Below are 19995 nucleotides of genomic sequence, written 5' to 3' on the forward strand. Positions count from 1 at the left end.
TTGAAACCTGTTCATTTTAGGTTCAAGATTGTAGGGTTTTAATAGATGTATTACTCCAGATCAGAGATTGATGAGGAACCGAATGGCAAACCAAGCGTATCAAATGGCTTTAGTCACACAAGATAGTTTAGATAGCTATATCCGCTCAGCGAACAGCTACCCTATGCTGACTCCTGAAGAGGAACGTGGACTTGCAGAGCGATTACATTACAAAGGTGAGATCGACGCTGCGAAAGGCTTGATCCTTTCCCACCTAAGATTCGTGGTGCACGTTGCAAGAGGCTACTCTGGCTACGGGCTACCAATGGCTGATCTCGTCCAAGAAGGTAACATCGGCTTGATGAAGGCTGTTAAGCGCTTCAATCCAGAAGTTGGTGTTCGTCTCGTCTCGTTTGCTGTTCACTGGATCAAAGCTGAAATCCATGAATACGTTCTACGTAACTGGCGTATCGTTAAAATTGCGACCACTAAGGCACAGCGTAAACTGTTCTTTAACCTTCGTAAGTCTAAAAAGCGTTTGGGTTGGTTCAATAACGGTGAAGTTGAGACGGTTGCTCGTGAACTGGGTGTTGAGCCTTCAGAAGTTCGTGAGATGGAATCTCGCTTAGCAGCACAAGATGCGACGTTTGAAGCGCCTATGGACGATGACGATGGCGGTTCTGCTTACACTGCTCCAGTTTACTACCTAGAAGACAAGGCGTCAGACGTTGCTGAGACGGTTGAAGCGGCTAACTGGGAGTCACACACCAATAATCGCCTAGGGCTAGCACTAGCAAGCTTAGACGAGCGTAGCCAACACATTGTTCGCTCACGTTGGTTAGACGACAACAAGGCAACCCTGCAAGACTTAGCGGATACCTACAGTATCTCAGCTGAGCGTGTTCGCCAGTTAGAAAAGAATGCGATGAAGAAATTGAAACAAGCCGTTGGTGATTTCTAATAGCATCTAGTTTCTATTAGCTTCTACTTTCTAGTAGAGCTAACAAATAGCTGAATTTTGAAAAGGCCGAGATCGAGAGATCTCGGCCTTTTTGTTTTGGATCGATTTCTCAACTTTTGCGATCGAAATTTGCAAAATGATTTTGTGGATAACTCTGTGAGAAGTTTATTCGTCAGCTATCTAAAAGCAGTGTGTAGTAAGGCTTTTACGGGGTTTTTCGAGTGGGGATATGTTTCAGTTAACCCACAGTTAGATCAGGATCATTACTACATGTTGTGGATCTATTTTTGAAAAGACACTTTATTCACGCAATTCACAGATTTATCCACAAATGGTGTAAAAGTGATCGCTGGTGGATAACCTTATTAAGTGGATGTGAATGTTAGCCTTGGGATAGGTTACAATGGCAGCAAAGTAAATCAGTATAAAAAGAGAAAGTCATGGACCAGTTTAAACATATCGATGTTAAAGGCGCTCAAGCCCTCATCGAACAAGGCGAAGCTCGACTTGTCGATATACGTGACCCGCAGTCTTTTGCGGTTGCCCACCCAAAAACAGCCTACCACCTGACTAACGATACGATGGTGTCATTCATGGATGAGGTTGAGTTCGAACAACCTATCTTAGTGATGTGCTACCACGGCATCAGTAGCCAAGGTGCGGCACAATATTTAGTGAACCAAGGCTTTGAAGAGGTATATAGTGTTGATGGTGGTTTCGAAGCTTGGCATCGTGCTGAACTTCCAGTGATCGCAGGTTAATGACTTTCATCACCTGAACCGCCTCAAGCATCCCTCATAGAATGAATAGGAAGTAACAATGATTAGATTGATGGTGTTAGACAATCCACGTCTTGCTCAAGCATTTATTGATTATATGGCCTCTCGTCAGATCCCTATTCAGATGTCTCCAGAGGGAGAAGGGCGTTTTGCTCTTTGGCTTCTTGATGGCCAATTTCAGGTTGAAACCGAAGCTGAGCTGAATCGTTTTCTGGCTGAGCCCAATCATAAGCGCTATCAAGCTGCATCTTGGGACATGGCAGAGACCAGAAAGAGCAACTTCCATTACCACACGCCAAGCTTCATGGGCATGATCAAAGCCAAAGCAGGCCCAGTGACACTAAGCCTGATGTTGGTGTGTGTGGTGATTTTTGCGCTGCAACAGATCGGTTTTGGCCAAGCTATTTTCAATGCCCTACATTTCCCAGCGGTGGATGGACAGCAATGGCAGCTGTGGCGTTGGTTGAGTCATGCCGTTCTACATTTCTCTGTTATGCACATCGCATTTAATATTTTGTGGTGGTGGCAGCTAGGTGGAGACATTGAGAAGAAACTTGGCAGCCTCAAGCTACTTCAGATCTTTGCTGTCTCTTCTGCGCTTTCAGGTGCTGGGCAGTATTGGGTTGAAGGGGCGAACTTCGGTGGTTTGTCTGGTGTTGTGTATGCCTTGGTTGGTTACTTATGGGTGGTTGGTGCGAAGGCGCCACAACTTGGTTTAGGTATCCCAAGACAGATTGTCGGCTTTATGTTGGTGTGGTTGGTGCTTGGGTACATGCAGCCATTTATGGCTATCGCCAATACGGCGCATTTAGCTGGTCTAGCCGCTGGTGTGATTATTGGCTTTATCGATGCGATGAAAGCACCAAGCTCGGCAAGAAGCTAATTCATATCTTCTAATGAGTAGCCAAACGATAGAGACAAAAAAAGCGGCCAGATGAGCCGCTTTTTTATTGGGATTCGTTTTACATCATTACTGATAAAGGTATTTGGTAAACAGTAAGTCAGCAATCAGGGTTTTACCTGTCTCTGGAAGCAAAATCTTGTTGAGGTGTTCAACTAAGGATTTTCTTAAGTCTTCACGGCCAGATAGAGATTTAATGGTTTCTTCGTTTTGTTTGCCAAGCAATTCAATCACCGCATCGCGAATCAGTGGTTGGTGATGCTCAATAGCGGCCAAGTCGTTACTATTTGCCACCATGATGTCGAGGCGAACCTGAATGTAGCCCAGTTTTTTACCTTTAGTGTAAAAATTGGTGGTCAGGTCTGGCTCTAGCGTGAAGTAGGCGAGTTTAGCTGCCGACTCCTCTTCAGCGAAACTTGATGCTGAAAAGAGTAGGGTAATCGCAAGAAATATTTGGGCTACATAACGTTTGTGCATATTTGTGACTTTTCTTTAGTTTATTCGCGATATTCGAAACGCATTAGTCTTGTTACAATGAGCGGTCTAAATCTAAATACGTTTACAATTCGAAGAACGCTTTAATTTTGTTCGAAAGTTGAAGCTTTATTGTACGTGTAAAGTCACCTATTGAATACTAGTATGAATCAGCCAATATCGCTGTATCTTAATTCGTTAATGAATGTAGATTGGCAAAGTACAGAAACATTTGATTTTCCTAATGAAACCACCAAAGAGTGGCTGATGGAGCAAGGTTCTCTTTCCCGCAAGTTGGGGAAGTGCTGTCAGCACCTGTCTGTTGAGTTGCTTCATAATCAAGTTGTAGAACGCTCAATGCTGCAACAAGACGAGGAACATCTTTTATCATCGTTTGATTGCTTACTGCGTAAAGTGATTTTAAAGGGTGATGACGAACCGTGGGTGTTAGGTCGAACCTTGATTCCCCGAGTCACATTAGAAGATCATCAGCACTCAGACCTTTCTCAACAAGGTAATGTCCCGCTTGGATTGACCGTTTTCAGTGCTGAGAACGTGGAGCGAGATGCGCTGCAAGTCGGTTGGGTTATCGCAGGCGATGAGCGATTACTCGCGCGTCGTTCTCGATTATGGATGAACCATAAACCGATGCTTGTGGCAGAACTGTTTTTACCAACATCACCCATTTACTCTAAGGAGAGTGTGTAAATGCTTGCCACCAAAGCGAAGGCGTATTGGCAATTAACGCGAATGAATCGCCCGATTGGTACCCTATTACTCCTTTGGCCGACCTTGTGGTCACTGATTATCGCCGCACAAGGTATGCCTGATTTTGATGTCTTGGTTGTTTTTGTACTCGGCGTGGTGTTGATGCGTTCAGCTGGCTGTGTGATCAATGACTTTGCGGACCGTAAAGTAGATGGTCATGTTAAACGTACCAAGCAGCGTCCATTACCCTCAGGTTTGGTTTCCAGTAAGGAAGCGATTCTGCTCTTTTTAGTGCTAGCCGTAGTTTCATTCTTGCTGGTACTCACCATGAATCCACTGACCATTAAGCTCTCATTTATTGGTGTGGGTCTGGCGTTCATTTACCCTTTCATGAAGCGTTTTACGCATCTTCCACAGTTGTTTCTTGGCTTAGCGTTTAGTTGGGCGATACCAATGGCTTGGGCGGCACAAACCAATGAACTGCCAAGCATTGTGTGGTTTGTCTTCGTGATTAACGCGTTGTGGACGATTGCTTACGACACGCAATATGCGATGGTTGACCGAGATGATGACTTGAAGATTGGTATTAAATCGACGGCTATTTTATTTGGTCGCTTCGATAAACTGATTGTTGGCTCTTTGCAACTCGTCACCCTAGCGATGCTGATTGCGTTAGGCATGCATTACCAACTAGGAGATACCTTCTATTGGGCACTGTTGGTAGCGGGAAGCTTATTTGTGTATCAACAACACCTGATGCGCCACCGTGATCGAGACCTTTGTTTCCAAGCCTTTCTAAACAACAACTATGTTGGAATGGCAGTGACAGCGGGCTTGTTCATTACCTTCTGGTAAGCATCCGCTTTTCGAGTTAACGAATGCTAAAGAAAAAGGCACCCATTGGGTGCCTTTTTTGATCGCGTTTGGCCTCGCTATTCAAGAGACACCAAGCTGATGATTACTCCGCTTGGTGGATACTCTCTTGAATCGTCAAACGTACTTCAGGGTAAAGCATTGAGTAGAGAAGCTTAGCGAATTGCTCAGTCTTGTCTAAATCACAGTTACCATCGTTATCCAGATATTGCTGTTGTTTCAGAGTTGCGAACATCGACGCAAACACGCCTTTATCGAAGAACTCTGGTGCATTGATGCCTTGCAGACGACCAAGTCGCTGTGCAATGTCTTGGCTCTTCTGTTCAAGATCGGATTTATCCAGATCAGGGTTCTCTGCTAACAGGTTCAAAGCAATAGAGTAGCGTTGTAGCGTTTCTGAAATCGTACGACCTAACAGCATCAGTGCTTGGCTGTTTGATTGGTTGATGGTGACTTCATTATCAGAAACCACAAGCATACCTTGGTTAACCAGCTCTTCAATGATGTTAGAAACCACGCCTTCAAGCTTGTCTTCGTCGTAGCTTAGGAACAGCTCTTTCTTCAAGAACGGGTAGATAGCAGCAACGTTCTCTTGGATCGCGTCAATTGATAAACCGCGTTGACGAATAGTCATCTGTGCAATTAACGATGGCAGAGCAAACAAGTGAATGATGTTGTTTCGGTAGTAGGTCATCAGAATTGACTGGTGACGGTCTAGCGAAATGATGTCGCCCATTGAGTCTGATTCAATCAAGAATTTGTTCAGTGATTCAGCATGTTTTACCAAATCTTCAGCGCTGTCTTTTGGCACAGTGAACGTTGCCGAATATGGAACGTTCTTAAGCAGAGACAGGTAACAGTTGATCTGAGAAACCAAAGAGTCACGAGACAATGCACGCTGTCTTGAAGCCAATAGTGCCGTTGCACAAAGGGTCAGGGCATTGGTTGCTGCCGCATCGTTGATGTGCGTCATCATTTTGGTCGCCAAGTCATTAACCACTGGGTTCATCCATTGTGGTTTGCTGGTGCCCATTGGGTCGATGTCTTTGGTCCACTCAGGTGAGTGTTCATTCAGATATTGGTTAAGCTGAATCGGCTCACCGAAGTTCACGTAGCCTTTACCAAAGTTACGCAGCTTACGAATGGTACGAATCACTAAGCTCGCGTTTTCTTTCTCTTTGCGCTTACCACGAAGTTCTTTCGCGTAAGTCGCCACTTCCATCACGTGCTCGTAGCCGATGTACACAGGAACCAAAGTCACTGGGCGATTCATGCCGCGCAGCATTGCTTGGATTGTCATCGCTAGCATGCCTGTTTTCGCCTGCAATAAACGACCTGTACGAGAACGACCACCTTCACTGAAGTACTCTACTGAGTAACCTTTAGCGAACAATTCCGCTAGGTATTCACGGAAAATCGTCGAGTACAGCTTGTTGCCTTTAAAGCTACGACGAATAAAGAACGCACCACCATGACGGAAAATAGGACCGGCAGGGAAGAAGTTTAGGTTGATACCCGCAGCGATATGCGGAGGCACCATGCCTTCATGATAAAGCACATAAGAAAGCAGCAAGTAGTCCATGTGGCTACGGTGACAAGGCACGTAAACAATCTCATGACCATCTTGAGCCAACTTACGAACCGTTGAAGCGTTGCTGATATGTAGGCCTTGGTACAACTTATTCCACAGCCAACCAAGAATCTTTTCACCACGCTTGATCAGCGAGTAAGAGAAGTTCGCAGCAATCTCGTCCATGATGTCTTGAGCTTCTTTGCTCGCTTTCTCGATCGAGATGTTCTTTGCTTGTGCTTCGTCTTCAATCGCTTTCTTGATCGCTTCTGATTTTAATAGGCGATCAAACAGAGCTTGGCGGCTTGGCAGGTTAGGACCTGATGCAGCAAGCTTTTGGCGAGAGAAGTGAATACGTGCCACGCGCGCCAGTTTGTGCGCGATGGTGCTGTCGGTGCCGTGTGAGTTAGCCATGTAGCGTAGAGAAACCACAGGACTAAATCGAACCAGACAGTCACGACCGGCTAGCAATACCGCTTTTGATTTCTCTAAGCCGTTCATTGCCTGTAGGTAAGGCTTCTGGTTATTCTCTTTACCAGGTTTGCGTCCCCACAAAACGGTAGCAGGGATAACTTGAACATCGAGTTCAGAGTCGTCAGCGTGCAGTGAAAGCAATTCAGAGAACACTTCAATTGAAGAGCTTGGTACATAATCATCGTCTTGCAGCAGAGTTTTGCGAGAAGAGATAAAAACGTAGCGTTGCAGTGATTTGCCGTTGATTTCAAGCTTGCTCAACGGATCAGGTAGGCCTAATTCAAGTGCATGTTTTTGCAATGTAAGAATGTCTACACTTGAGCGAAACGGTAAGGCGTATACAATCGGTTTGCTCAAATCAATGTTCAAATCCTCAACAGGGTTTGAAGGAATTGATGTGCCCTTTACCAATACGGATAAAGGTAGCTTCATTAATGAACGTGAAAAAGATTGTCCAGAAGACATATAGGTTCACTGCCTCAATAGTTATTTCAATGTGCTGAAGCGTATCTCTATTTCTCTGATAAAAAGGATAAATCCTATGAGTGAAATAGGGATAAGCCTAGGCGTAAATTTAATCGATGCAAGAATACCAGAAACTGGTCTAACCTTTTAATGGAAATAGTCATATTGCCGTTAAGTTTGTGGAAAATCATTCATCGACTGATTGAGTATAGGGTTAAAAATGACCAAAAAATCAAACACCGGATTCAAACGCATCATCAAAGCTGCAGGCTTTTCATGGCAAGGCATTACGAGTTCGTTTAAAAACGAGGCTGCATTTCGACAAGAAGTGTTCATGGCGGCCGTGCTTATTCCGTTGGCATTTTACCTAGATGTAAGCCAAGTTGAACGAATCTTAATGATCTCATCGGTGGTATTGGTGATGGTTGTCGAGTTAATCAATACCGCGATTGAAGCGGTTGTCGACCGAATCGGCAGTGAACATCATGAGCTTTCTGGGATGGCGAAAGATGTCGGTTCGGCAGCGGTTTTCATCTGTTTGGCACTCGCAGGTTATGTGTGGCTAGAGATCTTGTTTTTGTAATTTGCTAAAAATGAACTAAAAACAACCAATTGCTTTGCTTTTGTTCAGTTACTGGATATACTCACAGTCAACTGTATAAAAAGACAGGTGAATCATGAAGCCGTTAACGCCCCGCCAGCAACAAGTCTTTGACCTTATCAAAGGTAAGATCGAAGATTCCGGTATGCCACCGACACGTGCAGAAATCGCGCGTGAACTAGGCTTCCGTTCTGCTAATGCTGCAGAAGAACATTTGAAAGCTCTTGCTCGTAAAGAAGCGATTGAGATTATCCCGGGTGCGTCTCGCGGTATTCGTATTTTGCTTGAAGATGCAGCGAACGAAGAGCAAGGTTTACCATTAATCGGTCAGGTTGCCGCTGGTGAGCCTATCTTGGCTCAAGAGCATGTAGAAATGCATTACCAAGTTGATCCAGGCATGTTTAAACCACAAGCTGACTTCTTACTTCGTGTAAATGGCGAAAGTATGAAAGACATCGGTATTATGGATGGTGATTTATTAGCTGTTCATAAAACACAAGATGTACGCGATGGTCAGGTTGTCGTGGCTCGTGTCGATGATGATGTAACGGTAAAACGCCTAGAACGTAAAGGTTCAACGGTTCTGTTACATGCTGAAAATGAAGAGTTTTCTCCAATCCATGTCGATCTAGAATCTCAACACTTGTCTATTGAAGGACTTGCGGTTGGTATTATTCGCAACACCGACTGGATGTAGTCAGTACAAACAGCTTATTGATATTTATTCTCAATAACTTGTCATTGTAATTGATATTCATTATCATCTTCTTTGTCGAGATACAAGGAAGATGATGATGCCAAACCCAACCAAACCTCAAATGAAGCCGCTTACTCGTAAGCCGCGCTCCTCTGTTCAAAAGGCTTCTTCTGAACAAGCGTCTGCACATCAAGAATTCCAAGTTCCGACGAACCTTGTTCAGCATCTTTGGTTTCGTAGCCGTGAAAGCCTAGCCGATGATGGTCTCGTTTATGATCCTATCGCAGCTCAAGCCTGCAAGCGTTGCCAGCTCGCACCAGAATGTCTTACCGGAGAACTCGACCAACAGCAACTCCTTTACGCGACACTGACTCAACTTTGTGATTCTCAAGTTCAACAGTTTTTATCTCATAACCCAGATGCTTGGATTATTAACGTGGGAGCAGGGCTCGATACCCGTTTCTACCGTTTAGATAATGGCCGCTGTCATTGGGTTGAGTTAGATGTAACTGAGAATCTGCTTTGGCGACAACGCTTGTTCCACAAAAATGAACGCTATCGTTTAGAGTGTGGCTCTGTTGATGACCTAACTTGGTTAGATGAACTTAACATCCCAGAGCAAGCATCGGTGATGGTGGTGTGTGAACATGCTCTGCTCGATTGCAATGAACAGCAGACTGCGCACTTCATTCAGTCTTTGAGCCGCTACTTTACTCATGCACATGCGTGTTTAGTGTTAGCTGGAGATAAAAGCTCAAGTACGTTGGGGCAAAAACTTGGTTCAGGAAAGTATGCTCATGGGTTGTCTTCACCAATAGACAGCGTTCTTAATTGGCTGCCATGGGCACAATGGGTAAAAGCGTTTTCTCCCCTAGACCAACAATGCAATCGTTGGAAATTGTGGCAGCGGCTTCTTTGTAAAATCTCTCAGGTCAAAAAGCGTTTAACGCCGCAGTTAGTGCTCGTTAAGTGGTAACCCTGGCGGTTCTGTATTTCGAGTAACTGAGCACATAGCCGGTATAAGTAAAATTCCACAACATAGTGAAAGCCCACCCACTAGGTTAAACTATCGCCTCTAATCTAAGAGGTGATCGTGAAGTTATTTAATCCCCAAACTATTTTTCAAACGCTATCCAATCAGGCGATGCATAAAAAAGTGCTGTTGCTCGCGATCCCGATGGTTCTCTCTAATATTACTGTTCCACTGTTGGGCTTAGTCGATGCGGCGGTTATCGGTCACCTAGAGCACTCTTGGTATTTAGGTGGTGTGGCGCTGGGCGGCACAATGATCAGCGTGACCTTTTGGTTGCTTGGTTTCCTGCGTATGTCGACAACAGGGCTAGCTGCACAATCTTATGGTGCGAATGATGGCAAGCAACTAGGCTTAGTTTTTGTGCAAGGCGTGACCATGGCCTTTGGGTTTGCTGGTGTCTTTTTACTTTTACACAGTTTAGTCGCCGATTTAGTTTTCTCATTGAGTAGCGCCAGTGATCAAGTTAAGCACTATGGTCAGCAATATTTCTCAATCCGCGCTTGGAGTGCACCTGCCGCGCTGACTAACTTTGTGATTCTAGGTTGGCTGCTCGGGACTCAAAACGCCAAAGCGCCAATGTGGATGGTGATCATCACCAATATCACCAATATCGTTTTGGATATCGTTTTTGTTATCGGCTTAGGGTGGCAAGTGGAAGGTGCTGCATTGGCATCTGTAATGGCTGATTATGCCGGTCTAACATTTGGCCTAATTTGTGTTTACCGAATCTGGGCGAAGAAGCAGTTACCATCGCCATGGGATCTGCTTAAGAAAACCAGCCAAGGTTTGAGTCGTTTCGTGAAATTGAATCGCGATATCTTTCTTCGTTCATTATGCCTACAAGCGACTTTCACTTTCATGACCTTCCAAGGTGCAAGCTTTGGCGATGATGTTGTTGCGGCCAATGCCGTGTTGATGAGTTTCTTGATGATCATCTCTTATGGGATGGATGGCTTTGCCTACGCAATGGAAGCGATGGTCGGTAAGGCGATAGGCGCGAAAGACAAAGATGAGCTGAACCAGTCATTGATTGGAACTTTCTTCTGGAGCTTCAATATTTGTTTGGTACTGACCATAGTGTTCGCACTCGTTGGCTCGAGCTTAATCAATATGATCACCACAATCCCAGACGTGAAGAGTCAAGCCGAGGTGTATTTACCGTGGTTAATCGCAATGCCATTGGTGTCTATGTGGTGCTTCTTGTTGGATGGTATTTTTGTTGGAGCAACCAAGGGCAAGGATATGCGCAATAGTATGTTTGTTGCGACCTGTAGTTTCTTCGCGATTTTCTATTTAGCATCAGGTTTAGAGAACCATGCGCTGTGGTTAGCGATGCTGAGCTTTATGGCAATGCGCGGAATTGGTCTTGGTGTGTTGTTTGTTTCTCAATGGAAGAAAGGGGAGTTTCTCGCTTAGCTCTGAGGGCTCTGTTTGTGGAGAGTAAATGAGGCTGTACAGGTAAAGGGGTATTTAGAACATCATGATCTAATTACTATCAATGCCTTAATATTCAGTGTTTTAAATAAAAACAGCAAGCGCGTGGCTTGCTGTTTATGTATTTGGCCTATGGGTGGTCAAATACTCCTATTGGTTCTTTATCTAGAATAAACGGTTAAGCCCGTTGAGTGCTGCAACACGATAAGCTTCCGCCATCGTTGGATAGTTAAAGGTTGTATTCACAAAGTACTCGATGGTATTTGCTTCACCTTTCTGTTCCATGATCGCTTGTCCGATATGGATGATTTCAGCGGCACGCTCACCAAACACGTGGATACCTAAAATCTCTTTGGTTTCGCGATGGAACAGAATCTTCAAGCTACCAATGTCTTTACCCGCAATTTGAGCACGAGCTAGGTGTTTGAATGAAGAACGTCCTACTTCATACGGTACTTTAGCTGCGGTAAGTTCTTGCTCGGTTTTACCAACAGAACTGATCTCCGGGATGGTGTAGATGCCGGTTGGAATGTCTTCGATAAGGTGGCGTTCAGCTTCACCTTTCACAATTGCTTGAGCCACAAATCGACCTTGGTCATAAGCCGCGCTTGCTAGGCTAGGGTAGCCAATCACATCACCGACAGCGTAAACATGGTCAACATTGGTTTGGTAATTGGTATTTACTGAGACTTGCCCACGCGAGTCCGCTTCTAAGCCAACAGCACCAAGGTTCAGTTTATCGGTATTACCCGTTCGGCCATTGGCATACAGTAGGCAATCAGCGCGCATCTTTTTACCTGACTCTAGGTGAATGATCACGCCATCATCAGTGCCTTCAATTTTCTCAAAGGTTTCATCGTTGCGAATCACGACACCGCTGTTCCAGAAGTGATAAGAAAGTGCATCTGAGGTTTCATTGTCTAGGAATGACAACAGACGGTCACGAGTATTGATAAGATCGGTTTTTACACCCAAACCGCGGAAAATCGACGCGTATTCACAACCAATAACGCCAGCACCATAGATGATGATGTGTTGCGGGTCGTGTTTAAGAGAAAGAATCGAGTCACTGTCGTAGATACGTTCATGCAGGAAGTCGACGTTATCTGGTTGGTAAGGGCGAGAGCCTGTCGCGATAACAAATTTGTCTGCACTGTAATGTTCTTCAGTGCCATCGCTTTGCATTACCGAGACAGTGTTGGTATCGATAAAACGTGCAGTACCAAAGACCAACGTGCACTGGTTGCGGTCGTAGAAGCCTTGGCGTAATCGAGTCTGCTTGTCGATAACCGATTTGGCATGCCCCAAAATGTTAGAAAACGTTGAGTGTATGCTTTTGTTGTTCTGACAAAACAGCGGATTACTGTTGAATTCGATAATACGACTTACGGCATGACGCAGTGCTTTTGACGGAATTGTTCCCCAGTGAGTACAACCACCACCAACGCTGCTCTCTTTCTCAATGATTGCAACGTTCAACCCGGCTTTGGTTAATCCCATCGCTGCCCCTTCTCCTCCGGGGCCACTACCAATTACGATTACATCAAAGTGGTTGGAGTGCGGCATAGATATCTTCCTTGTTATATTTGATTAACATTGCTTTAGCGAGATTTTAACCGATTCTGTTCTCGGGTACATGAAAAGGGCATCAGAGAGTCGGTGGGATCACGCAGTGTTATCGAAAAAATAATATTTGGTATGTCGTATGTCTCCAAATGACAGCGTGGATATTGAAATTTTTTCTTCGAACGTATTTACTTCGGTACGTGAACAAAGAGGTATGTTTAGTGTCTTATATAACCAGAGTGCCTTATATAAATAAGTGATTCGCGTTATATTGAATAGAGTATTAGACATGCCTGTTTAGGCTGTAAAAGAAGAAATTGATAAAGTATGAAACCAATGGGCATTCGCGCACAGCAAAAAGAAAAAACTCGTCGCAGCTTAATCGATGCAGCATTTAGCCAACTCAGCGCCGATCGTAGTTTTTCCAATCTAAGCTTGAGAGAAGTCGCTCGTGAGGCTGGAATAGCACCGACTTCCTTTTATCGTCACTTCAAAGACATGGATGAGCTTGGCTTAACCATGGTTGATGAAGGTGGCTTACTGCTGCGCCAGTTAATGCGTCAAGCTAGGCAACGCATAGTAAAAGAAGGCAGTGTGATTCGTACATCGGTTGAAACCTTTATGGAATTCATTGAAAGCAGCCCTAACGTATTCAGACTGTTATTGCGAGAGCGCTCAGGAACTTCATTTGAGTTTCGTGCAGCGGTAGCTCGTGAGATACAGCACTTCTCTGCTGAGTTAACCGAATATTTGATAACGACTGGCATGACAAGGGACGAAGCTTTTACTCAAGCTGAAGCCTCCGTTATCTTGGTCTTCAACTCAGGGGCAGAAGCATTAGATTTAGATCGACGTCAGCGAGATGAACTGGCTGAACGCTTGATCATGCAATTGCGAATGATGGCCAAAGGGGCTTTTTGGTATCGTAAAGAACGTGAACGTAACCGATTAAAAGGCGGGATTGAATAATGTCGAATGAAAATAATACTGTAAACCGTGGTTCTGAAAGAAAAACACTCGTACTTGCTGTTGTAGCCGGTGTGTGTGGTGATGCATTGTTATCTTGGGTAACAATGAGCGAAGTGGGCTTCTCTATTTTCCCGCTTATCGCTTTAGTTTTGGCTGTACAAGCGCTTTACCAAGAGTACCTAACTAACCCAGTATCTGAAGATATCCCACTAGTAGGTTTAGCTTGTTTCTTCGTGGGTGCATTTGGCCACTCGGCTTTTGTGAAGGCACAACACCCTGATGCTGGCTCAAACTTCTTTGCGATTATTGTCGCGATGTTGCTTCTTGCATGGGTAGGTAAGAAACTCGGCTTTATCGGCAAAACTGCTTAAGCTGATTTAGAAATTAAAAAAACGAGCCAATGGGCTCGTTTTTTTGTATCTGCTGTTTGGCTTAGACCTGAAAGCGATACTTACGCTTTACGCTCTAGGAATACGCCAGCTTCCATGTGGTGCGTAAATAGATAACAGTGTCCATCAGTGTACATGTGGTTATATTTATCCCACTTAAAATGTTGTTTTTTATGGTGTAAATCTTACTGGTTGTCCATGGGGATCCTCAGGGGTACAATGAAAACTCACAGGTCCCCGTACCCTGAGCCGTACCCCGAATGGTAGGAGTTACTGATAATGACAAAGCGAATTAGTAGTAATGCAACACTGCAAGCATTGAAACCAAAAGAGAAAGAGTACTCAATTCCTGATAAGAAAATTGAGGGATTGAATATTCGAGTTCGCCCTACGGGTACGATGACTTGGACATTTCGTTTTCAAGTTGGTAAAAAGCACGACAAAATATCTATGGGGCGTTACGTCCAACTAAAGCCAAATACAGGTATGACGCTGGAGCAGGCAAGGAAGGAAGCCGGACGCTACCGCAGTTGGTTAGAGAACAATAAAAACCCTAAGATAGAGCTACTCAGAGAGCGTCGAGAGCAAGAAGAAGCACGTACATTTGATGATGCATTTGTTAGCTTTGATGAAAAACGTTTATCAAAGCAACTTCGTAGTTCCCAGTCTAGATCCATTTACCTTCGTGATATCAAACCCTACATAGGTAATATCAACCTAGTTGACTTGAATATTATCGACCTTAATAAAGTGTTTGATGCAAAGGTGGATAAAGATGGAAAACGTATGGCTGGAGCGATTGGGGTTTGTCACAAAATCATTAATCAGGTGATCAATCATGCCTTAGCCTTGAATATGATTGATAGACATCCAGCACCACAATTAAAAGCAAAAGATGTTGGTGGTGGCTCTAATGTGACAAAGAGAAACCTAAGTTTTTCTGAGTTGAAAGTATTGTTGTCGAGCTTAGGTGACTGGCGCACAGATCCAGCTAATATTCGCTTGATACGTTTTTTGCTTGGGTGTGGTCAGCGTATTAGTGCTGTACTTGAAATGCGTTGGAGTGAATTGGATTTTGATGAAAGGGTCTGGTTGCTGCCTGCTAGCTCTGAAGAGCGACATACGAAGAGCCCAGAGAGTCGTAAAATACCGTTGAGTGACTATCTGGTTGAGCATCTCCAAGAGCAGCGTAAGCTTGTATCAAACAAATGGGAGCTGGTTTGGCCTCAAATCGCTTCAGATAAAGTTCAAGAGCCATCAGCGATACGAGCACTTATTAAGCGTAATATTCCATCAGATATCGAACATTTCTCACCGCATGACCTTCGTCGGACCTTTATTAGTCGATGTAGTGAGATGGGGCTCGATATTGTGGCTGTAGAGAAAGCTGTAGGCCACCAGCTGCCGGGTATGTTGCGAGTCTACAATCACCATGATTATTTAAATGAACAACTGTCAGTGTTGCAAGCTTGGGGGGATAAGCTATACGCACTGAGTGTTAGTAACGTTGTACCCTTATCAACTATTGAGTCGGCTTAGGCAGTACAGAGGCTTAGCATTGTTAATCCGTTATTTTCGTTTCTTTTTCTCATCATCAAGCAATGACAAGGCTTTAAGTTCGCTTGCTTCGCTTTCTTTTAGTTTTGATTCAAGGTCTTCAACTTGATTTTGAAGCTGTTTTATTTCTTGTTGTAGCTCCTTTAATGATGCTTCTTGATTACAAACGTCATCTGATAATTTTTGGTTTTGGTCACGAAGAACTTTATTTCTATCTATGTAGATTCTCTTCTCGATTAACTCATTTTTTTTGAGATTCTTAGCTACATTATCCGCTGTAAGAATGAGCCCTTCTAACTGTTTTTCTATCGTAGTTCTATTGTTTTTAGCTAGCCTTTTGAGGGTCGAGATACAAGCTGGAGTAAAGCGATAGGTTTTTTTCTTCAGATGAGAGCTCCCGTCTCTTTTCTTTTTATCCCATGCATTACTCATAGCTTGAAGTAGCTCTCTGTTATCAGCTAAATCAACATCCAGTAATTTAATAAACTCACTGGCAGGGCAGCTATTTTCTGACCAATTAATTAACGAAGTTGATGCATATTCTGAGTTAGTCAGTTTCAATTTACGTTTCAATAAGTACTTTGTCATCCACTCCTTTTGCTCTTCATTATTATCCTTAATCCAACCTTTAAGATTCAATCCCCCCATCAAACTAACTCCTTTTTGTGTTCAGTTACCATTAAACTACGCTTATTGGTTTATGTGATCAATAGTAGCATTACTTTCTATATAACCAGCTACAATAGCAAGTAATTTGTCGTATAAATAACACCTGTCAAATAATGGTTAATTAATGATTTTTGAGACTATAACGCCACAGAATATTCATCATATGTCGTGTATATGGCTACGTACTGAGTATGGTTTAAAAGGTAATGTGAGTCGTTACAATGGTACCCCTGAGTCAAAAATATTCTTGATGAAATTGATTCGAGAATTCGCGTGGCAATCTGAAACTGGCGTGGTCCAAGTAAGGGAGCTTAATGCTAGGTTAGGGGTATCTGACAAGGTGATAAAATCTTCGATTGATTCACTTCAAAGTGTTGGCTTGTTAAAGAGAGTTTCAGCCAAATCATCCTTAGGTGGTAACTCATACAGCTATAAAATTTGTAGTAATGGGAATCCTGATTACTCCGCTGCACAAAACATATCTCAATCTAGAGACCTGTATTTCCAACCATTGATTGATGAATTACTCAGACCTGATACAACGCAAAAAGAAAACGGCGTTGCCGAAATTCAAGGTAGGAATAAACAGCACCCTTTGACGCTTTCAAACCGATTGGTTTTGATTACGTTACTCGCTCATTCCGATCCACTTGGTATCGTGCGTGGGTTGAGTAAAGCGGAAATTTGCAAACTTGTTGGTATCACCCCCACGAGGCTACGTTCTCAATTGAGTACTTTATTACGTGAAGGCTACATCATTAATGTCATCGGGGGGCAAACGCTAACTCCTATATTTGGAAAGGTGCAAAGTGTGTTTACACTTAACCTATTGAACAAAAACTATGACTTTCGTGTTGATGTAACTCGAAAGGAAAATACTGTACTACTTTATGGTTCAAGTCTGTCTAGGCAAATACTGATGGCGACTAAAGAGAGACCCGTTAAATCAGAGCTTTTAAACACAGCCATTTCTCGTTTTCACCAGTGGCAATTTGATAGCAATAGTAAGGATTTCATTAACGTTCTACGCAAGTATTTCCCTTTCATACGAGATCCCTATAAGAGAGCAATCTTGCAGTCAAAGATTGATCAGTATGCATCATATTGTTTAAACCACTATTGGCACCTGATTGGATCTAAGCTTCCGCCTTATAAACATGTAGAGCAGTTACTAGAGTTCATCGCTGATGACTGTAATAAGGGGGGAATAAATCACACTATCTATGTAGAGGGGGATGTAGAGGAAGAGCGGTTAGTAATGGAAGCTTTGTCCGATGAAAGCCAACTAGCGAAAGGAATCAATGATTTTATTCTCGTCTTGTCATGGGTGCGAGCTGAAGAGATTAAGTTACGAGAAAGGAAAGCTGAGCTGGATGACTCTCACTATTACCAAATTCAACCATCTGGTGATGCCAATGCGTTAGCTCATACACTCATCTCAAGACCCAAAACTAGTATAAAGCCTTACGAATATGATTCTTTTCACCAGCTTTAAAGTCATTAGATTAAATGACATAACTTCAGAGTGACTTCGATTTCAATCACCCTAGCTAGGTCCAATCTTTGGCTCTCCATCGACATGACTCCAGTACTACAGCCCTGAAAGAAACAATGCTCTCAGTGGATTAGTAATATAGCTACTTAACAAACACTCTTTATAAGAGCATTACAAGCAGTACTACACTCAGTAGCCACACTACTGATGAATACAGTACATGTTGATTAGTCAGTTAAGATCTCTAGCCATAGGCAATAGAGATTCACTCACTGCCACGGCAGAACGGTTTTATGTAAATTGTTACGCATCATTCTCTTTCTATGTGAAATCAAATAACACATAGGAGAGATTTTCATGAACATGTTTCAATTTGCTCAAATCCCACTTAGCTACGGTTCTTTAAACCAACACCACCTTGCCCGTATCAATGACACTGTTATGGGAGCCTTAGCGAACCATGATAGAGTATTAGTCGCTCGAGTTGATCTACGTATACCTAACAATGGGGGGAACTCTGACAACCCTTTAGAGCGTGATACACCAACTTGTTACCCGAATACCGATGTTGATTTGATGAAACGCTTTATTGCTTCATTGAAAGCTCAGATGAATTTCGACCAGATGAATAAAGCCAGACAAGGGAAGCCTATCTACTCGTGTCCGTTATATTACATTTGGGTAAGGGAACGTAGTACGAGTCACAATGAACATTACCATGTGGCACTGGTGGTCAATCAAGAGTCTTATTACACACTTGGTCAATTGGATTACGAGGGTGCTCTGGCTTGTATGGTGAACAGAGCGTGGGCTAGTGCATTAGGGATTACGACAGATGACGTTGGAAGATCAGTGCATATTCCAAACAATTCAACCTATACGTTGAACCGTAATCACCCACCAGCACGATTTCAGAAAGATTTAGGGGAAGTAGCGGTTAGGCTGGCTTACTTGGCAAAGACTGAGACCAAGATACTTGGTGATGGTCGCCGTAACTTTGGGTGCAGTAACCCAAGGAAGGGAGCCTTCAACTTAAATTAAGCGCTCAGGGCCATGGTACCCTATGTCATTTTGTCCATAGTTACGTTGGCGTACAATGCAATACTTGCCAAAGACTTAAACATTTCCTTAGCATTAGCGCATATTGTGATTTGGAGTCTGTTCGGAATGGTTCTATTATTAGAAAAGGTGAATATAATTAAAATATAGTTCTATCGTAATAGAGCTTTACTTTGCAAAGCATATTCATGGTTATTTAAGATTGTTGTGTGGTAATATCGCACCATATTTTAATTGCATCATGCAATCCTTTCTTCCGATTGAGGTTCACTATGTACATCATGCACAGCTAGCAACTCCAAGTAGTTACCAATTTCTAATTGGAATTTCGTGTGTATGAATGATTGTGTGGAGTGAATATAAATATGGCAAAGTCAGATAAAATCATCAGCTTAGTAAGAGCGGGAGCTATAGGAGACAAGGTACAATTCAAGAGAGTTGTAGAGTCTCTGATAGCTGATGAAAGACAAAAACGACATCATGTTATAGCGGAGCGATTAGAGCAAGAGTTGGTTAAGCTCAGCACTTCTAATTCTACTGTAAATGCCCCTACTGCTAAAGATAACCGCGTCTCGTCTCTTGTCGATGAGATCTCACCGAAACTTCGATTTGAAGATTTAATATTACCAGACACGGTAAAGGATTCTTTACATGAGTTAGTCGAAGAGCAATCTAGAGTCGATTTACTCCGCTCCTATAGTTTGGAACCTAGAAACCGTATCCTTCTGGTCGGCCCCCCTGGTAATGGTAAAACATCTTTGGCAGAAGCCCTTGCAGAGTCAATGATGGTTCCTTTACTAGTTGTACGCTATGAGGGAATCATAGGTTCTTATCTTGGGGAGACGGCCTCTAGGCTTAAGAAAGTAATCGACTACGCAGCTACAAGGCGTTGTGTTCTCTTGTTTGATGAGTTTGAAACTTTAGGCAAAGAGCGAGGTGACACTAATGAAACTGGTGAAATCAAACGTGTTGTTAGTTCTTTGTTAATGCAGATTGACTCCCTTCCTAGCCACGTTATTGTCATGGCAGCAACAAACCACTCTGAGTTACTTGACAGAGCAGTATGGCGCCGTTTTCAACTAAGACTAGAAGTTCCCCAACCAACTCGTGTTCAAATAGAGTTATGGTTTCAAGCATTTGAGAAAAGGCATGATATTTCTTTGGGGTATGCTTATGAGACTTTGTCAAAAAAGCTTTATGGTTCAAATTTTTCTGAAATAGAAGAGTTTGGCAGAGTTATATTACGCAAATATGTGCTTAATCAACCTAGTGCAAAGATGCGTTCTATAATATCATCGGCTTTAAAAACGTGGTCTGAGAGGACTCTGTCCTCTAATTAAAG

General features: G+C 43.3%; 19 protein-coding genes. 15 read left to right on the plus strand and 4 right to left on the minus strand.

From position 1 onward, the window contains the following. The first annotated feature begins 82 nt into the window (after positions 1-82). The 3 genes from rpoH (at position 83) to glpG (ending at position 2602) form a co-directional block, all read left to right on the plus strand. The gene (gene rpoH, locus AB4138_RS10615; protein ID WP_017055518.1) at positions 83-940 is read left to right on the plus strand and encodes an RNA polymerase sigma factor RpoH; all 858 of its coding nucleotides are present in this window, start codon (positions 83-85) and stop codon (positions 938-940) included. A gap of 440 nt (positions 941-1380) precedes the next feature. Beyond that, positions 1381-1701: a thiosulfate sulfurtransferase GlpE gene (gene glpE / locus AB4138_RS10620; RefSeq protein ID WP_017061039.1), complete on the plus strand. Its 321-nt coding sequence runs from the start codon at positions 1381-1383 to the stop codon at positions 1699-1701. Positions 1702-1759: 58 nt separating this feature from the next. Continuing rightward, complete coding sequence (glpG, locus tag AB4138_RS10625; RefSeq protein WP_017063770.1) at positions 1760-2602, plus strand: rhomboid family intramembrane serine protease GlpG; 843 nt, start codon at positions 1760-1762, stop codon at positions 2600-2602. A gap of 87 nt (positions 2603-2689) precedes the next feature. Here glpG and AB4138_RS10630 read toward each other — a convergent pair whose 3' ends face one another. After that, positions 2690-3097 carry a flagellar basal body-associated protein FliL gene (locus AB4138_RS10630; RefSeq protein WP_048610748.1) on the minus strand — a complete coding sequence of 136 codons (408 nt, stop codon included), beginning with the start codon at positions 3095-3097 and terminating at the stop codon, positions 2690-2692. A gap of 162 nt (positions 3098-3259) precedes the next feature. Between AB4138_RS10630 and AB4138_RS10635 the strand changes: the two genes are divergently transcribed. Next, positions 3260-3802: a chorismate lyase gene (locus tag AB4138_RS10635; protein ID WP_164091128.1), complete on the plus strand. Its 543-nt coding sequence runs from the start codon at positions 3260-3262 to the stop codon at positions 3800-3802. Beyond that, positions 3803-4657, plus strand: a complete 855-nt coding sequence (ubiA, locus tag AB4138_RS10640; protein WP_017061043.1) for a 4-hydroxybenzoate octaprenyltransferase — start codon at positions 3803-3805, stop codon at positions 4655-4657. It begins immediately after the preceding gene. A gap of 103 nt (positions 4658-4760) precedes the next feature. On the opposite strand, the gene plsB is transcribed toward ubiA, so the two are convergent. After that, complete coding sequence (gene plsB, locus AB4138_RS10645) at positions 4761-7184, minus strand: glycerol-3-phosphate 1-O-acyltransferase PlsB (RefSeq protein ID WP_372072743.1); 2424 nt, start codon at positions 7182-7184, stop codon at positions 4761-4763. A 220-nt stretch (positions 7185-7404) separates the two neighbouring features. On the opposite strand from plsB, the gene AB4138_RS10650 reads away from it, so the two are divergent. The 4 genes from AB4138_RS10650 to dinF all read left to right on the plus strand — a co-directional run bounded on the left by AB4138_RS10650 (position 7405) and on the right by dinF (position 10931). Next, positions 7405-7767, plus strand: coding sequence for a diacylglycerol kinase (locus AB4138_RS10650; RefSeq protein WP_048615036.1), 363 nt, complete (start codon positions 7405-7407; stop codon positions 7765-7767). A gap of 94 nt (positions 7768-7861) precedes the next feature. Continuing rightward, positions 7862-8482, plus strand: a complete 621-nt coding sequence (gene lexA, locus AB4138_RS10655) for a transcriptional repressor LexA (protein ID WP_019820514.1) — start codon at positions 7862-7864, stop codon at positions 8480-8482. 97 nt (positions 8483-8579) lie between these two features. Beyond that, positions 8580-9458 carry a class I SAM-dependent methyltransferase gene (locus AB4138_RS10660; RefSeq protein ID WP_372072746.1) on the plus strand — a complete coding sequence of 293 codons (879 nt, stop codon included), beginning with the start codon at positions 8580-8582 and terminating at the stop codon, positions 9456-9458. A gap of 117 nt (positions 9459-9575) precedes the next feature. After that, positions 9576-10931, plus strand: a complete 1356-nt coding sequence (gene dinF, locus AB4138_RS10665; RefSeq protein ID WP_372072748.1) for an MATE family efflux transporter DinF — start codon at positions 9576-9578, stop codon at positions 10929-10931. A gap of 183 nt (positions 10932-11114) precedes the next feature. Here the strand turns inward: dinF and sthA are convergent, their stop codons facing one another. Beyond that, positions 11115-12515 carry a Si-specific NAD(P)(+) transhydrogenase gene (gene sthA, locus AB4138_RS10670; protein WP_017061048.1) on the minus strand — a complete coding sequence of 467 codons (1401 nt, stop codon included), beginning with the start codon at positions 12513-12515 and terminating at the stop codon, positions 11115-11117. Positions 12516-12842: 327 nt separating this feature from the next. On the opposite strand from sthA, the gene fabR reads away from it, so the two are divergent. From fabR to AB4138_RS10685, 3 genes are all read left to right on the plus strand, one after another. Beyond that, positions 12843-13484, plus strand: a complete 642-nt coding sequence (gene fabR, locus AB4138_RS10675; protein ID WP_010438693.1) for an HTH-type transcriptional repressor FabR — start codon at positions 12843-12845, stop codon at positions 13482-13484. After that, on the plus strand, positions 13484-13855 hold the full coding sequence (locus AB4138_RS10680; RefSeq protein ID WP_004736696.1) for a YijD family membrane protein: 372 nt from the start codon (positions 13484-13486) through the stop codon (positions 13853-13855). The genes fabR and AB4138_RS10680 overlap by 1 nt, the downstream gene beginning before the upstream one ends. 297 nt (positions 13856-14152) lie before the next feature. Then, entirely contained in the window at positions 14153-15412 is a 1260-nt protein-coding gene (locus tag AB4138_RS10685; RefSeq protein ID WP_372305969.1) for a tyrosine-type recombinase/integrase, read from the plus strand. Positions 15413-15442: 30 nt separating this feature from the next. Here AB4138_RS10685 and AB4138_RS10690 read toward each other — a convergent pair whose 3' ends face one another. Next, entirely contained in the window at positions 15443-16078 is a 636-nt protein-coding gene (locus AB4138_RS10690; protein ID WP_372083423.1) for a hypothetical protein, read from the minus strand. 145 nt (positions 16079-16223) lie between these two features. Here AB4138_RS10690 and AB4138_RS10695 point away from each other — a divergent pair, with 145 nt between their 5' ends. The 3 genes from AB4138_RS10695 (at position 16224) to AB4138_RS10705 (ending at position 19993) form a co-directional block, all read left to right on the plus strand. After that, a complete protein-coding gene (locus tag AB4138_RS10695; RefSeq protein ID WP_372305972.1) occupies positions 16224-17594 on the plus strand; it encodes a hypothetical protein in 1371 nt (456 codons plus the stop codon). 357 nt (positions 17595-17951) lie between these two features. Next, positions 17952-18635 carry an inovirus Gp2 family protein gene (locus AB4138_RS10700; RefSeq protein ID WP_372305975.1) on the plus strand — a complete coding sequence of 228 codons (684 nt, stop codon included), beginning with the start codon at positions 17952-17954 and terminating at the stop codon, positions 18633-18635. Between the two features lie 383 nt (positions 18636-19018). Continuing rightward, a complete protein-coding gene (locus AB4138_RS10705; RefSeq protein ID WP_372305978.1) occupies positions 19019-19993 on the plus strand; it encodes an AAA family ATPase in 975 nt (324 codons plus the stop codon). The last annotated feature ends 2 nt before the right edge of the window (positions 19994-19995 follow it).

Source organism: Vibrio sp. 10N.286.52.C3 (genome assembly GCF_041468865.1).
Taxonomy (GTDB): domain Bacteria; phylum Pseudomonadota; class Gammaproteobacteria; order Enterobacterales; family Vibrionaceae; genus Vibrio; species Vibrio crassostreae_C.

Bases quoted from the DNA above. Each gene is read 5' to 3' on its own strand.
- rpoH (WP_017055518.1), top strand. From the start codon at position 83: ATGGCAAACCAAGCGTATCAAATGGCTTTAGTCACACAAGATAGTTTA.
- glpE (WP_017061039.1), top strand. From the start codon at position 1,381: ATGGACCAGTTTAAACATATCGATGTTAAAGGCGCTCAAGCCCTCATC.
- glpG (WP_017063770.1), top strand. From the start codon at position 1,760: ATGATTAGATTGATGGTGTTAGACAATCCACGTCTTGCTCAAGCATTT.
- AB4138_RS10630 (WP_048610748.1), bottom strand. From the start codon at position 3,097: ATGCACAAACGTTATGTAGCCCAAATATTTCTTGCGATTACCCTACTC.
- AB4138_RS10635 (WP_164091128.1), top strand. From the start codon at position 3,260: ATGAATCAGCCAATATCGCTGTATCTTAATTCGTTAATGAATGTAGAT.
- ubiA (WP_017061043.1), top strand. From the start codon at position 3,803: ATGCTTGCCACCAAAGCGAAGGCGTATTGGCAATTAACGCGAATGAAT.
- plsB (WP_372072743.1), bottom strand. From the start codon at position 7,184: ATGTCTTCTGGACAATCTTTTTCACGTTCATTAATGAAGCTACCTTTA.
- AB4138_RS10650 (WP_048615036.1), top strand. From the start codon at position 7,405: ATGACCAAAAAATCAAACACCGGATTCAAACGCATCATCAAAGCTGCA.
- lexA (WP_019820514.1), top strand. From the start codon at position 7,862: ATGAAGCCGTTAACGCCCCGCCAGCAACAAGTCTTTGACCTTATCAAA.
- AB4138_RS10660 (WP_372072746.1), top strand. From the start codon at position 8,580: ATGCCAAACCCAACCAAACCTCAAATGAAGCCGCTTACTCGTAAGCCG.
- sthA (WP_017061048.1), bottom strand. From the start codon at position 12,515: ATGCCGCACTCCAACCACTTTGATGTAATCGTAATTGGTAGTGGCCCC.
- fabR (WP_010438693.1), top strand. From the start codon at position 12,843: ATGAAACCAATGGGCATTCGCGCACAGCAAAAAGAAAAAACTCGTCGC.
- AB4138_RS10680 (WP_004736696.1), top strand. From the start codon at position 13,484: ATGTCGAATGAAAATAATACTGTAAACCGTGGTTCTGAAAGAAAAACA.
- AB4138_RS10685 (WP_372305969.1), top strand. From the start codon at position 14,153: ATGACAAAGCGAATTAGTAGTAATGCAACACTGCAAGCATTGAAACCA.
- AB4138_RS10690 (WP_372083423.1), bottom strand. From the start codon at position 16,078: ATGGGGGGATTGAATCTTAAAGGTTGGATTAAGGATAATAATGAAGAG.
- AB4138_RS10695 (WP_372305972.1), top strand. From the start codon at position 16,224: ATGATTTTTGAGACTATAACGCCACAGAATATTCATCATATGTCGTGT.
- AB4138_RS10700 (WP_372305975.1), top strand. From the start codon at position 17,952: ATGAACATGTTTCAATTTGCTCAAATCCCACTTAGCTACGGTTCTTTA.
- AB4138_RS10705 (WP_372305978.1), top strand. From the start codon at position 19,019: ATGGCAAAGTCAGATAAAATCATCAGCTTAGTAAGAGCGGGAGCTATA.